The 15,253-nt window shown below is 40.0% G+C and carries 12 protein-coding genes, 3 tRNA genes and 1 rRNA gene; 15 read left to right on the top strand and 1 reads right to left on the bottom strand.

Features of this window, described 5'->3' with window-relative positions; translation table 11 throughout:
• The 10 genes from rrf to EO116_RS07690 all read left to right on the top strand — a co-directional run.
• Positions 1–96 (top strand): 5S ribosomal RNA (gene rrf, locus EO116_RS07735); the annotation flags it as partial.
• 110 nt (positions 97–206) lie between these two features.
• Positions 207–282: transfer RNA gene (locus tag EO116_RS07730), tRNA-Trp, on the top strand.
• A gap of 14 nt (positions 283–296) precedes the next feature.
• Positions 297–373 (top strand) — tRNA-Arg (locus EO116_RS07725).
• A 6-nt stretch (positions 374–379) separates the two neighbouring features.
• A tRNA-Leu gene (locus EO116_RS07720) sits at positions 380–463 on the top strand.
• Positions 464–553: 90 nt separating this feature from the next.
• The gene (locus EO116_RS07715; protein ID WP_009353527.1) at positions 554–736 is read left to right on the top strand and encodes a hypothetical protein; all 183 of its coding nucleotides are present in this window, start codon (positions 554–556) and stop codon (positions 734–736) included.
• Between the two features lie 264 nt (positions 737–1,000).
• Positions 1,001–4,282 (top strand): transcription-repair coupling factor, encoded by a 3,282-nt coding sequence (gene mfd, locus EO116_RS07710; RefSeq protein ID WP_127161329.1) that lies wholly within the window; start codon positions 1,001–1,003, stop codon positions 4,280–4,282.
• A 1-nt stretch (position 4,283) separates the two neighbouring features.
• Positions 4,284–5,828, top strand: a complete 1,545-nt coding sequence (locus EO116_RS07705) for a polysaccharide biosynthesis protein (RefSeq protein WP_127161328.1) — start codon at positions 4,284–4,286, stop codon at positions 5,826–5,828.
• Positions 5,825–6,628, top strand: a complete 804-nt coding sequence (gene mazG, locus EO116_RS07700; RefSeq protein WP_127161327.1) for a nucleoside triphosphate pyrophosphohydrolase — start codon at positions 5,825–5,827, stop codon at positions 6,626–6,628. Before EO116_RS07705 ends, mazG begins: the two co-directional genes overlap by 4 nt.
• Before the next feature lie 34 nt (positions 6,629–6,662).
• Complete coding sequence (locus EO116_RS07695; protein ID WP_127161326.1) at positions 6,663–6,962, top strand: HU family DNA-binding protein; 300 nt, start codon at positions 6,663–6,665, stop codon at positions 6,960–6,962.
• 178 nt (positions 6,963–7,140) lie between these two features.
• Positions 7,141–8,256, top strand: a complete 1,116-nt coding sequence (locus tag EO116_RS07690) for a glycosyltransferase (protein WP_127161325.1) — start codon at positions 7,141–7,143, stop codon at positions 8,254–8,256.
• Between the two features lie 124 nt (positions 8,257–8,380).
• Here the strand turns inward: EO116_RS07690 and EO116_RS07685 are convergent, their stop codons facing one another.
• Complete coding sequence (locus tag EO116_RS07685; RefSeq protein WP_127161324.1) at positions 8,381–8,740, bottom strand: hypothetical protein; 360 nt, start codon at positions 8,738–8,740, stop codon at positions 8,381–8,383.
• A 167-nt stretch (positions 8,741–8,907) separates the two neighbouring features.
• On the opposite strand from EO116_RS07685, the gene EO116_RS07680 reads away from it, so the two are divergent.
• The 5 genes from EO116_RS07680 (at position 8,908) to EO116_RS07660 (ending at position 14,947) form a co-directional block, all read left to right on the top strand.
• Positions 8,908–9,102 (top strand): type II toxin-antitoxin system HicA family toxin, encoded by a 195-nt coding sequence (locus tag EO116_RS07680; protein ID WP_009353532.1) that lies wholly within the window; start codon positions 8,908–8,910, stop codon positions 9,100–9,102.
• Between the two features lie 29 nt (positions 9,103–9,131).
• Positions 9,132–9,530: a type II toxin-antitoxin system HicB family antitoxin gene (locus EO116_RS07675; protein ID WP_127161323.1), complete on the top strand. Its 399-nt coding sequence runs from the start codon at positions 9,132–9,134 to the stop codon at positions 9,528–9,530.
• A 6-nt stretch (positions 9,531–9,536) separates the two neighbouring features.
• The gene (locus EO116_RS07670; protein ID WP_127161322.1) at positions 9,537–11,561 is read left to right on the top strand and encodes an ABC-F family ATP-binding cassette domain-containing protein; all 2,025 of its coding nucleotides are present in this window, start codon (positions 9,537–9,539) and stop codon (positions 11,559–11,561) included.
• 265 nt (positions 11,562–11,826) lie between these two features.
• Positions 11,827–13,242 carry an S-layer homology domain-containing protein gene (locus EO116_RS07665; protein WP_164726104.1) on the top strand — a complete coding sequence of 472 codons (1,416 nt, stop codon included), beginning with the start codon at positions 11,827–11,829 and terminating at the stop codon, positions 13,240–13,242.
• Between the two features lie 367 nt (positions 13,243–13,609).
• A complete protein-coding gene (locus EO116_RS07660) occupies positions 13,610–14,947 on the top strand; it encodes a putative porin (protein ID WP_127161320.1) in 1,338 nt (445 codons plus the stop codon).
• Positions 14,948–15,253: the final 306 nt, after the last annotated feature.

The following is a 15,253-nucleotide window of genomic DNA, read 5'->3' as shown; positions in this document are numbered from 1 at the left end:
GAACCACCTGTTCCCATCCCGAACACAGTAGTTAAGCTCGTAAACGCCGAAAGTACTTGGCTGGAAACGGCCTGGGAGGATAGGAAGTCGCTGATTTGGATTAGCGGGGGCTAGCAAATGCTAGCCCAGCTAAATACCTTGGTTCTGCTACAAGAATCACTTGACAAAGTATCAACTTTACGTTATACTAATAAAGTCGTAAAGATAGGGGTATAGCTCAATTGGTAGAGTAGCGGTCTCCAAAACCGTTGGTTGTGGGTTCAAGTCCTACTGCCCCTGCCAACTAAATTACATATGACTCAGTAGCTCAGCTGGATAGAGTGTTTGACTACGAATCAAAAGGTCGGGGGTTCGAATCCCTCCTGGGTCACCATCTTATGCGGGAGTGGCGGAATTGGCAGACGCACCAGACTTAGGATCTGGCGCCATTGGCGTGGGGGTTCAAGTCCCTTCTCCCGCACCAATTTAGAAGATAAGCGAATAGTTATATTCGCTTTTTTTGTATATGTATTGTAAATATGGCAAGTACAAGTGTTGGTACAAGGAGGTTGCTATGAAAGTTACAGATTTAAGCTTTTTAGCATCTGCGGTTTCTGGTTTACGTGAAACTCGTTGGAACAAAGAAATATTCAAAGCCTTTTTCTTCGGTCTTACAGTAGGTGCGTATTTAATATATGCAGCCCTTCATTATATTGAAGAATCCACAAATACGGCGATTAAAGAAAACTTAGAATAATCATAGGGGCTATAGATAACTATAGCCTCTTTCTTATATATGATATATCTTAAATATTATAACTCTTAGTTTATGAAAATAATATATAACAATTCAACTATATTTTTAAGTAGTTTTGAAATCATTATTTTTAAGTATATATATTGCTTCAAAATAGATAGTATTCATAGAAGATAAAACTTGTGTATTGTTCTTTATAAATAAGTAACTTTACTAATGCAGCAAGGGCTAGAGTATTATAATTAATAGGAAAGGAAATGGTATATGTCGATGACATATAAACCTTTGTTAGATATAGCGGGAACAATGAAAGATACCATAGATGCCTTTTATAAAAAAGGGGCTACACAAATCTATGGGTTAGGCGGTTCGCAGAAATCGTTTATATATAGCCAAGCTATGCTACAAAATACACAGCGACCGACTTTAATTGTGACCCATGATAAAGCACATAAGGACATGTGGGAGCGAGATATACAGTGTTTGTTACCTGAGGTTAAGGTATTATCGTATCCCATAGTGGATCGAGTACTTTCACAGTGGACGGCAAAGAGTTTAGATACACAGGCTAAACGGATGGAAGCCTTAGGAAACTTAGCGTTAGGTAAAGCAGTGATTGTAGTGGCTACTGTGGAAGAGGCAAGTCAGTTTGTAGGCGCACCTTCTACTGTCTTAGAACGTATGATATCTCTAGAGGTAGAACAAGATATCGATCAACAACATCTATTGGAACAATTAGTACAAATTGGATATGAACGAGTGGACCAGGTGGAATATCGTGGTCATTTTAGCGTGCGTGGAGATATTGTAGATATATTCCCTATCCAAAGTGAATTCCCTTATCGTCTAGAGTTTTTCGGGGATACTATCGACACGATGCGCCAATTCAATGTGGATACACAGCGGTCTATGGGGGAAACTGAGGAATGTATGATCTTGCCTATCCATGCAGATAGTGATGAGGAGACCTATTCTATCCTTTCCTATTTAGATGAAAGTTTACTAATTTTAGATGAGCCAAAACGTTTAGAAGAAGCTTTAGGAAAAGTGCATAAAGAAGATTCGATGAATGAAGAGTTATATATGCTGTGGAAAGATTGGAAAGCATCGTCTAAGGCGCATACAACTATTTTATTCAGTATGATGCAACGTTCTGCTGGATGGGGGAAGGTGCACACTATCGGTATGATGGGGAAATCCATCGCCTCTTATGAACGGCAGATTCCTATGCTCATGGATGATATTAAGTTTAATGCCTCTTTAGAACGACAAATTGTGTTGGTATTGCACAATCAGCAACGCCGTGAAGCCATAGAAAATGCCTTATTAGAGAATAAGATTTCCTATGTGCATCGTGAGCGATGGGAATGGACAGCACCGGCTGTACTTATTGTGGACGGTATTCTTTCAGAGGGATTTGAGTTACCTCATTCCAACCTGACTGTTATCACAGAAGGAAATATATTCGGCTTTCAGAAGAAAAAGATTCGGAAGAAAGTGGAAAAAGGGCAGGAAATTAAATATTTTACGGATATCAGTGTAGGTGATTATGTAGTACATAGCATACACGGTATTGGTAAATATCGAGGGCTAAAGACGATTGAGACGGAAGGCATTCATCGGGACTATATTGAAATCGATTATGCGGGTACAGATCGACTCTTCTTGCCTGCTGATCATTTGGACCAACTGCAAAAATACATTGGTAATGAAGGGGTTACCCCTAAATTACATAAAATGGGCGGTAAAGAATGGATTAAAACAAAGACGAAAGCTCAAAAATCCATTGATGATTTAGCAGATACATTGGTGGAACTTTATGCAAAACGAGAACTTATTGAGGGCTATGCATTTTTACCAGACCAACCATGGCAACGTGAGTTTGAAGACCAGTTCCCTTATGAAGAAACAGATGACCAATTGCAGGCTATTCAAGAAATTAAAGAATCAATGGAATCTCCACGTCCAATGGATAGATTGTTATGCGGTGACGTAGGATTTGGTAAAACAGAAGTAGCTATGCGAGCTATGTTCAAAGCTGTCATGAGTGGAAAGCAAGTGGCTATGCTAGTACCAACTACAGTATTATCAGAGCAACATTTTAAAACATTCATGTATCGATTTTCACAGTTTGGAGTTCGCGTAGAAGTGTTAAATCGATTCCGTTCTGCCAAAGAGAAGAAGGATATTATCAAGGCCGTACAAGATGGGCAGGTAGATATCTTAATCGGCACCCATGCCCTATTGAGTAAGCAAATACAGTTCAAAAAGCTAGGCCTATTAGTGGTGGATGAAGAACAGCGATTCGGGGTAGCACAAAAAGAAAAATGGAAACAATGGGCTACGAATATTGATATTTTAACCCTCAGTGCCACACCGATTCCACGGACTTTGCATATGTCCTTGGTAGGGGTTCGGGAAATGAGTGTTATCCATACACCGCCAATGGAGCGGTTGCCAGTACAAACCTATGTGGTCGAGTTCGACATGCAAGTAGTAACGGAGGCTATTCGTCGTGAGCTGCAACGAGGTGGACAAGTATACTTTGTGTATAACAAGGTACAGTCTATTACGCATATGGAAGAGCAGTTGCAACGTGCTATGCCGGACTTACGTATTGCGGTGGCACATGGTCAAATGGCAGGGGCTATGATGGAACATGTGATGCAGGACTTTACAGAAGGGCAATATGATGTGCTTTTATGTACGAGCATTATCGAAACAGGCTTAGATATTCCGAATGCCAATACCATTATTATCTACGATGCAGACCATTTGGGACTTTCACAGTTGTATCAAATGCGAGGACGAGTAGGACGGTCCAGCCAGCGGGCCTATGCATATTTCATGTATCGTCCAGATAAGGTTCTGAATGAAAGTGCTGAAAAGCGGTTGAAAGCCATCCAAGAGTTTACCGAATTGGGCGCAGGATTTAAGTTAGCTATGCGAGATATGGAAATTCGAGGAGCCGGCAATTTATTAGGAGCTCAACAGCATGGTAATATTGCAGCAGTCGGCTTTGCTATGTATGCGGCGATGTTAGAAGAAGCTATCGCGAAAGCACAGAAAAAAGACATGCCAGAGCGGCCATTGCCAGCGCCAGTGGTGGATGTGGGCATCGATGCTTTCATTGACAGTGCCTATATTCATGATGAGGCTCGCAAAATTTCTGTGTACCAACGTCTATTGCAAATCGATACAAAAGCTGGTTTAGATGATTTTGTGGATGAATTGATTGACCGTTTTGGATCTCCGACGAAACCAGTGGAACGCCTCATCAAGTTAGCAGGTATCAAAGAACGTGCTCGTGCGTTAGGTATGAAGAGTGTCATTCGTAAAGATGGGAACATTCTATTCACTTGGCAAGATGAATCAAAAATGGAAGACTGGGATATGGGCGCCATCAGTGAAGATATATGGAAACATATGAAACATCGTGGGTCGAATCCAACAGTATGGGCATACACATTACAAACTGGTGATGTGATCCGACAGGTAGAACAGGTAATGAGTGAGTTTGAACGGAAACTTCCAAAGGAGGGCTAGTATGACAGGATTTATGAAAGGAGCTATGATTCTAACCGTAGCAGGACTACTGGTGAAAGTCATAGGCGCTATCAGTAAGGTCATCGTAGCCCGCATTTTGGGAGGTGAAGGGGTAGGGCTCTACCAAATGGCCTATTCTCTGTACCAACTCATCATTAGTATTGGCGCAGCAGGGTTACCAGTAGCAATTTCTATTATGATTGCTCGCAAAGTAGGCCAAGAGGACTATCGAGGGGCACGGCATATCTTCAAGGTCGCATTGACCACCATGGGGCTTATGGGGGTATTGCTGAGTATAGGATTTTACTTTGCCATACCCTATGTCATCGATGTAGGGTTAATTACAGATAACAGAGCAGAAGGAGCTTTATTAGCAGTAGCACCTGCCATTGGTATTGTATCCTTGCTGGCGTGCTTTCGTGGCTACTTTCAGGGATTTCAAAATATGTTACCTACCGGTATATCCCAGGTGTGCGAGCAGTTAGGACGTGTACTGGTCATGGTGGGGGCAGCTATGTATTTCTTGCCACAGGGCATTGAATTGGCATCTAGTCGGGCAGCCTTATCTTCTGTCATTGGTGTAGGCTTAGGATTCGTGGTGTTGCTCTATTATTATGGACGAGACCCTAAATTAAAAGGTCAAAACTATCCATTAGAATCACCGAAATCGATTATAAAAGAATTAATTGTGTTGGCTGTTCCTGTGGCGTTGGCAAATATTATGATTCCTCTCATAGGAGCTATTGACTTGTGGTTGGTACCACAACAGCTGATGCTGTCGGGATATGGTAAAGAAGATGCGACTACAGCCTTTGGATATTTGACAGGGATGGCGACTTCTCTGATTAGTTTACCTGTCATCGTGACCATGTCTCTGGCCACTAGTTTAGTGCCTGCTATTTCTCGGTTACATAGTGAACGAGATCAGCAAGAAATCCATCATCGTATGGGAACGGCACTACGGATGACAAATATTGTGACTATTCCTGCCTTTGTGGGATTATGCGTGTTAGCCACACCTATTTCTCAGATGATGTTTGATACGCCTCATGCAGGTGGTGCCATTGCGGTTCTTAGTGCTAGTATTTGGCTACTAGGGGTACAACAGGTCACCACAGGGGCCTTACAGGGCTTAGGACGGACGGCAATCCCTATGTTCACATTACTATTAGGAGCTATCTTGAAAGTCTTGTTAAACCTCTATCTAACTCCTCAATGGGGCATCGAAGGGGCTGCGTGGGCTACGAATGTAGATTTTGGCATGGCTGCGATAGCGAACTTGTATATACTGTATCGCAGTACATCGTTCCAAGTATCTTTCATAGAAATTGGGAAAATACTATTCTCCTCCTTAGCTATGGGGGGAGGTACGGTGATGGTTTATAATTTTATAAGCACTATCCTATCGAATACGATGAGTGTGGTACTATCCATCGTTCTAGGGATTGTGTTTTATGTGGTGGCCTTAAGTATTACGAAGACGATGGACTTGAAAGAATTTAAAAGCTTAGCAAAACAAGCTATGAAGAAAGGAGGAGCTAAATGAGTCAAAAAGAGATGAGTTCCTTTACATTGGATCCCTTGGTGGATGTATTAGCCGAATTACGTGGACCTAAGGGGTGTTCCTGGGATAAATTACAAACCCATAGTTCCTTACGCAGATATTTATTAGAAGAAGTGTATGAAACATTAGAAGCTATCGATGAACAAAATGTGGACCATTTGCGTGAAGAGTTAGGCGATTTGTTGTTACAAATTGTGTTCCACGCACGTGTGGCGGAAGAAAATGGATATTTTACCATGCAAGATGTGGTCAATGACATTACGGCAAAAATGATACGGCGTCATCCTCATGTATTTCAAACAGCAGACCGAGAAACTATAGGTGACACATTAGCCACTTGGGAAGAATTAAAGGCAAAAGAAAAAGGTCATGAACGCACATCTATTTTGGATGGAATTTCTCCAGGCCTACCGGCACTGTTACGAGCTCAAAAATTGCAAGAAAAAGCAAGTAAAGTAGGCTTTGATTGGCCTACGGAAGAAGGGGTATGGGCGAAGTTTTATGAAGAAATAGATGAATTTAAACAAGAAATATTCAAAAAAGATATAGAAAAAGCAGAAGAAGAGGGGGGAGATGTACTTTTTTCCTTGCTAAATCTGTTTAAATGGTATAAAATAGTCGGAGAAAATGCACTACACCGCACGAATACAAAGTTTATACGGCGTTTTTCATACGTAGAACAAGAGGTTCAACGAAGTGGAAAAAAATGGGAGGATTATACTCTCAAAGAGCTAGATGAATTTTGGGATGCGGCGAAGGTGAAACTTAACTCGAATGATTAAGTTAGAGGATACTATTTTTAAGGGAGGTTCAATCATGAACAAAACTGAATTAATTGCAAGCGTTGCAGCAAAAGCTGAGTTGACAAAAAAAGATGCTGAAAAAGCAGTAAAAGCTTTATTCGACACAATCGGCGAAGCATTAGCAAAAGAAGAAAAAGTACAAGTTATCGGTTTCGGTACTTTCGAAGTTCGTACTCGTGCTGAACGTACTGGTCGCAACCCTCGTACAAAAGAAGAAATGACAATTCCAGCGTCCAAATCCCCAGCTTTCAAAGCAGGTAAACAATTAAAAGATCTTGTTAATGGACCAGCTGCGCCAGTTCGCAAAAAATAATTCAGGTCATTCCTAAGAGATGTAATAACGCCACAATTCTGGGCCTATATGGTTTGGAATGGTGGCGTTGTTTTGTATCTCTTTTAATTTATGATAGAATAGACATAATGTAGTATCTCAGTAAGACTCGTAGAGATGTGACACAAGAGCTAAGATATATCTAAGGAAAGGAGGACACATGGGACAACGTATTTTAATCGTATCTGCTTCAATTGGTACCGGTCACACGCAAGCAGCGCTAGCCATACAAGAATATTGGCAACAGAAGGATCCAAGTGCCGTAGTTCACCATGTGGACTTCCTCGGAACAGATACGTTTTCCTTTGATAATTTATTGAAAGAAACGTATTTCAAGATGCTCGACTTTTTTCCGTTCCTCTATGACATTGTGTATCGGTGGTCTGGTGGGGAATGGAAGGGAAGCGTAGCCCAAACTGTAGTGTCTTGGATGTTGAAGAATCGGATGGAAAAGCTCATTGAAAAGGAGCAACCTGATTTAATTGTATGTACTCATCCATTTCCTTGTGGTGCAGCCAGTGTATTGAAACGGCATCGAAAAATCGACATTCCTATTGCAGCGGTCATGACTGACTTTGCAGCCCATCAATTTTGGCGCTATGATGAAATCGATGCATACCATGTGGCAACGCCATCTATGGTATACGAAGTGCTAAATATGGGGGTGCCCTTGGAGAAAATCCATGTGACAGGCATTCCTATTATGCGTCATTTCTTTACACCTTTAGAGGAACCCTATGGTAGTGATCAATGCAAACGTGTGTTGCTCATGGGTGGTGGCCTTGGCTTAGGCTGTGTAGAAGAAGCGTTACAGCGGTTAGACCATGTACCGGGCATCGATGAAATCCATGTAGTGGCTGGCTTGAACGATGGATTGTATAACTCGTTACACCACATGAAAGATTCCTTACGCACACCGATTTCCATTTATGGCTATACCAATGAGATTCCGCAACTGATGCGGAAAGCGACCTTGCTTGTAACAAAGCCAGGGGCATTGACTTGCATGGAAGGGGTCACCATCGGGGTGCCAATGGTATTCTTTAATGCGATCCCTGGACAAGAAGAGGCTAATGCAGAATTGTTGGAACAAAAGGGCTGTGGCAAGTGGGCACGACATATTGAAAATTTGGATGATGTAGTAGGTGCTTTGTTACAAAACCAAGAACGGTTACAGGCCATGCATGAAGCGGCTAAGGCTTGGAAAGTTGATGGAGCAGCAGAAATCGTAGACGCTTGTGAAGAGATGATTGCACACAAAATAGAGAATCACTGAATATATTTAAATTGGAATAGCAGACTATGATTACAAACTAGTCAAATAAGTGCTATTGTTATCAGGCAAATAAAAAAGGCTGTCACAACATGTATATTACATGCTGCGACAGCCTTTTGCTGTATTACTTGCTATAGGAGTCCATTTCGGAATCGTAACGCTCGATATTTTCATGGCGAATATCTTGCAACGTATCTAGCAATTCTTCTGCACTTTCCACACGTAGGAACAAGTCTTTCAACTCTTCGCCGTTCGAAAGTGTTACGCTCCATTGAAATGTATCATTATCATCATACACAGAAACAATTACAGGCGTATCCATTGAAACAGGAATGCGGCCATCCTCATCGGAAACAATGGCGTATTGACCATCTTCTTCCTCGCTACCATCAGATAGTTCGTACAATAGAACATCCCGTTCGTCAACTTCTACAATTTCAAAACCAATATCTTCAAACTCTTGCTGAACCGTGTCAGTGTCCATGATAACCTCCTTATAAAATAGTGAATAGATTACTTTCATTCTAATCCATGAAAGTAGGCGTGTCAATGTAAATCTATAGTTGACATACGTGTTAGCACGTACTATAGTAAAGATAGAAGTTGTTTTGTATGTAATTAGTAATCTCATGTCTATTTTCGTGAAAGCTGGTGATTATTTTGGTAACACCCAAAGAACTACTGAAAGTATTAAAAAAGGACGGTTGGTATGTTGATCGAATACGAGGCTCACATCATATGTTAAAGCATACGAGTAAAGTGGGACGTGTTACAGTACCAGTACATAAAGAAGACTTAAAACCTAAAACATTACATACAATATTGAAGCAAGCAGGAATTAAATAAAGTAGTTAGGATGAAATAGGAGGTATACTATGAGAAAAGAAATGTATCCAGCGATTTTTAGCAGTGATGGAAATGGGGGATACACCATAAGTTTTCCAGACTTGTTAGGCTGTGTTACAGAAGGTGATACATTGGCAGAAGCTGTAGAAATGGCGGAAGATGCTTTGGGGCTTTACTTATATTCATTAAGTGAAGATAAAGAAACATTTCCAACACCTACCAACCCAACAGATATTCAATGTAGTTCGGGCGAGTTTATAGGATTAGTAAAATGGGATGAAGAAGCATATTTGAGAAAGACAGATAATCGAGCTGTAAAAAAAACGCTTACCATTCCTAGTTGGCTAAATCATAAGGCAGAAGAGAAAAATTTAAATTTTTCTAAAATATTACAAAGTGCATTAAAACAAGAATTAGGAATTGTATAAACGAATATGAACATCTTAACATTACAAAATATAGAAATATCCTATGGTACACGGTTATTATTTAAAAACGTAAATGTAACTATAGCCTCGCACCATCGTATTGGCTTAATTGGTGTCAATGGAACAGGGAAAACAACTTTATTACAGGTCTTAGAAGGAACGCAAGAACCAGATAAGGGCAGTATAGAACGAAATGGGAAAGCTACCATCCATCGATTGGAACAAGATCCGTATATTGATGAAACAAGCACATTGCTAGACAATGTATTATTAGGGGACCATCCGAAACTTTCACTGGTGCGAGATTTTGAAAGAGCCTTACAAGATCCAGAATCACCGCAGTATATGAAATTATTAGCGCGCATGGATGAAGAAGATGGTTGGATTGTCGAGCAAGAGGCGAAGATGATATTGACCCGTCTAGGCTTTCATGATGTGTATGGGCCAGCGAAATCTTTATCTGGGGGACAACGGAGAAGATTAGCATTAGCCAGAGCATTGGTCTATCCGTGCGACCTATTATTATTGGATGAGCCGACGAACCATTTGGATGAGGCTACCATTGAATGGCTAGAGCTATATTTAAAAGATAGAAAAGGTGCTGTCTTATTGAGTACCCATGATAGATATTTCCTAGATGCCGTATGCAATACCATATGGGAATTGTCGAATCAGACCATATATGAATTTCAAGAGACCTATGAAACCTATGTATCCTTGAAAGAAGAACGAGAAGCACAGTTAGATGCCATCGAGGAAAAGCGCAGAAAACTGATTGCCAGTGAATTACAATGGGTGCGCCGTGGTGCGAAGGCACGGACTACGAAACAAAAGGCAAGGTTGCAACGATTCGAACAATTGAAAGCTATGGAAAAACGACAAAAAGTAGGCACGGTGGATCCGATTGTATTAGCCTCTCGTTTGGGAAATACCATTTTTGATATAGAGCACTTGTCGTTTGCGTATCCTACAGGACGAGAAGTGATTAGAGACTTTACGTACCATATGGTGCGCCATGATCGTATCGGCGTGGTGGGACCCAACGGAATAGGCAAGACGACCTTGATGAAGCTATTCCAAGGTGCATTAGAACCGACCGGGGGCACTATGGGGCGTGGAGAAACAGTTCGCATTGGATATTTCTCGCAACAATTACCAACCTTTAAAGAAGACCAACGGGTGTTGGACTATATTCGGGAAAATCGCTCCTATTTACACTTGCCCGATGGTAGCTCTTTAAGCGCAGGTCAATTATTGGAACGTTTTTTATTTCCACCGTCACACCATGGCTTACCAATCCGTAAATTATCTGGTGGTGAAAAACGACGACTCTTTTTATTGCGCATCTTAATGGATGCGCCGAATGTACTTCTCTTAGATGAGCCAACCAATGATTTAGATATTCCTACCCTAGAAGTGTTAGAAGATTTCTTAGATTCTTATAGTGGTATTGTCATCACTGTATGCCATGACCGATACTTCTTAGACCGTGTAGTAGATAAGCTCTTTGTATTCACGGGATCGGGTCATATTGAGGTGTATCATGGCGGTTACTCCGACTATGAAGCGGATACGAACCTAACGAGTAGCATAGGTGGTGATACGAAACGTGGTGTCCTACGTCATGCTGTACAGGTACAGGTCGGATCCGCTGGTCCTGAGGAGCAGGATGTGGAACACCATGACAATGAAGGGGTGCTAGTGGATACTGAAAGTGGATGCATACATACACCATCCCATGGTATAGGCATAGATGTAAATGTGAGTATGAATCCAGTAGCAATAGAGACTACTGTGAATAGCAACGAAGGTGCCAAAAAGAAACTGACCCTAGGGGAAACGAAGGAACTTGAACAATTAGAACTTCGCATTGTGGAATTAGAAGGCCTTTTAAAAGCTTACGATGCTATGATTGCCCAAGGGGGTAGTGACTATGATGCCATTGAAAGTACCGTCAAAGAACGAGAACAAGCCGTAGAAGAGCTAGAGTTAAGTACCTTGCGTTGGTTAGAGTTGGAAGAGAGAAAGTAAATATGTCTTGATGTGTTTTAAAAAGATTTTTATATGCTAATATAAAGCATTAAAAATGATAAATATTTTTTAATTTTTAAAAACCTTTAAAAATTTACATATTGAATAATTGGTGGTATACTTCGGTTAAAGGTGGAATTAGATAGGATATGTCAGTACTCTACCGTGTCAAGCGAGGAAACTTGGACACTCCCACATCATGGACGGTCTGGCTGCTATCTAGTCTACTTAGTTTAATGGTTTCTTTTTTTAGAAAAGGAGTAGTATCATGAAAAAACATTTAGCAGTATTAGCAGCAACAGCAGTATTGGGTGTAACTTCAGCGTTTGCAGCAAATCCTTTCTCTGATGTGACACCACAAGATTGGGCATACCAAACAGTAGCTCAATTAGCAGCACAAGGCGTAGTGAACGGTTATCCAGATGGAACATTCCAAGGCCAACACAACATCACTCGTTACGAAATGGCACAAATGGTTGCCAAAGCATTAGTTCGTCAAGATCGTGTGGATGCTGAACAAAATGCAATTATCAATCGTTTAGCTAACGAATTTTCTGCAGAATTGAACAACTTAGGGGTTCGTGTAGCTACATTGGAAAATAAAGTGGGTAACTTCAAATTCACTGGTGATGCACGATTGAGATTTATAGGTCATGAAAAAACAACAACTTCTCTTGATGTAGTTGAAAAAGATAAAGAAGATAAATCTGGCAAGGAAAAAGTTCTTACAGAAAAAATGATGAAAAAATCTATGTTTGACTATCGTGGACGTGTTCAATTTGCAGCGACTGTGAATGATAATACAAAAGCAGTGATTCGCTTGGTAGGTAGTAAAGAGTTTGGAGCAGCTGGTAATCCTAAAACAACTATTGATCGTATCTATGTACAGCATAACTTTGGTAAATATCTAACTGCAACAGCAGGCCGTCATGATTTGACAGTAGGTGCTGGTTTAACCTATGACGATGTATTTGAAGGTGCTACAGCAATGGTAGGTAAAGATGCATTAAATGCATCTGTTTCCTATGGTTATGCTCCAGCATTAGGATATAATGCAGTATTTGGTGGTACAAAAGATGTTCCTGGCACATCCAATAGAGAAGTATCTTTCTTTGCCAAAGATCAAAAAGATAATGCACAATTGGCAGTATTCCAAGTGAATGGCATGATTGGTAAAGCTGTAAAAGTAGGTGGCTTCTATACTAAAGTTAATGGTGTAAAAGCAATCGATGCAGTAACAGCAATCAATGGTATTGCTTTAGATGCTGATTCTATGAAACAAGCAGAAAAATTAACTAAAAAATCTTTAGATTTCTATGGCGTTAATGCTAGTGTGAAATTAGGCCATAATTTAATGGTAGATGGTGAATTTGCTAAATACGTAGATTTGAAACATTCTAATGCTTGGACAGCAGGTATCGCTTATGGTGCGTATGATATGAAAAAAGCTGGTACTTGGATGTTAAAAGCACAATATGTAAATCTTGATGTAATGGCACCAGTATTCTCTTCGACTTATATGACTCCATACAACCAAAACTACAAAACTTGGTCTGTATTAGGTAAATATGCGATTGCTAAAAATGTTGGCTTAGCAGCATACTCCACTATTGGAGCAAAAGATAAAGCTGGTAACGATGTAGCAGACTTCTATCGTGCAGAATTAAACTATAAATTCTAATCTAATTCATAATTAGTAGCTTTAATAGCATAGTAATACCCATAAAAAATAGTGGTTAGTTGTGTATAGCAACTAGCCACTATTTTTAGTTGCGGTCTTACAAGGGGTATTTGTGTATTCGGCTTAATTATGGCTAGTTCTAGGGAATAAATATAGATAGAAGGACTAAAAAAGAGGAAGATAGTTTGCAATTCTATAGGTAATATGATAGTATATAAGGTATCCTAGTGGATGAAATAAGATGATTATGGACAATCAAAGTTGCATATAATGGAGGAAACTTGGACACTCCAATGAAATATACTGTGAATGTAACTAATTGTCTTATGAAATTCACATTTTTTATTTTCATTGAGAGGTAATTATCATGAAAAAACAATTAGCAGTATTAGCTGCCACAGCAGTATTGGGTGTAACTTCTGCATTCGCAGCAAACCCATTCTCCGATGTAACTCCACAAGATTGGGCATACCAAGCAGTAGCTCAATTGGCAGCTCAAGGCGTAGTTAACGGCTACCCAGATGGCACTTTCAAAGGCCAAAACAATATCACTCGTTACGAAATGGCACAAATGGTAGCTAAAGCCTTAGTTCGTCAAGATCGTGTTGATGCTGAACAAAACGCAATCATCAATCGCTTAGCTAACGAATTCTCTGCTGAGTTGAACAACTTAGGCGTTCGTGTAGCTACATTAGAAAACAAAGTAGGTAACTTCAAATTCACTGGTGATGCTCGTGTTCGTTACCAAGGTTCCCACACTGTAGACAATGCATATGTAAATGACATTACATTTGGCGATGCTGAAGAAGCAGATGTTGATGCAGCTGATGTAGATGTAAACGATGAATCTTTAGCAGTAGATGAAGATAATGTAAAAGCAGTTACAAGAAAACGTTCTAAAATTGACTACCGTGCACGTGTACAATTCGAAGCAACTGTAAACGACAACACAAAAGCAGTAGTTCGTTTAGCAACAGGCGATAAAGAATTCGGTGCAGCTGGAAATCCTACTACAACATTAGATCGTGTGTATGTACAACATAACTTCGGTAAATATGCGACTGCTTCCGTAGGTCGTCAAGATATCTTGATCGGTAGCGGTTTAACTTATGACAGCGCATTTGAAGGTGCAAAAGCAACTGTAGGTAAAGATAAATTAAATGCAACAATAGCACATGGTTACATGGTTGGTGGTGACTTCGAAAATCTTTCTCGTGAAGATCGTTACCAAACAACAGTTTACCAAGTAAATACAAAATTAGGTAAATATGTTGATGCAAAAGGTTACTATGTACAAGACCATGGTCAAAACTCTGAAAACTACTTTGGTGGTGCTGTAGATACACATTTTGGTCCACACAATAAAGTTTGGGTTGGCGGTGAGTTCGCTAAACTTGAATCCTTTGACAAAGAAGGTGAAGCTTGGACTGCAGGTGTAGGATACGGTGCATATGATATCGCTAAAGCTGGTTCTTGGAATGTAAAAGCTCAATACTTCCACAATGGAGAAGTGAGTCCTGTAACTGTTCCATCCTCTAAATTACCTAAAGCTTCTACAGATGACTTCAAAGGTTGGTTAGGAACTGTTAATTATACAGTAGCTAAAAATGTTGGTTTAACAGCATATGCACAATTACGTGGTAAACATCTTGATGGTTATGAATTACCTGACTACTATCGTGCAGACCTTAACTACAAATTCTAATTTGAAAGTTAATTATATAAAAGAACTCCTTCGGGGGTTCTTTTTTGCCTTATAATAAATATTAGAGCTATTCATAAAAGAGTAGTGCTCAACATATGTTACAGAATTTGGGCTACAGAACCAAACGAATGAGGATTAATAGTGATGAGCTTAATTGGCAATCCATATAACTAAAATACATAAAAGGATGAGACAAAGGCATACATATTGCTATATTAGTCATTTTATGATATTATATATATAATCCAAGTGGATATCTAAAGGAACTGTATGACAATATATAAAAATGTGAGGAAACGTGGACAC

Origin of the sequence: Veillonella sp. VA137 (assembly GCF_003992015.1) — a bacterium.
GTDB lineage: Bacteria > Bacillota > Negativicutes > Veillonellales > Veillonellaceae > F0422.
Note: the sequence above shows the minus strand (reverse complement) of the source record. Positions and strands in the feature narration are given on the sequence as shown.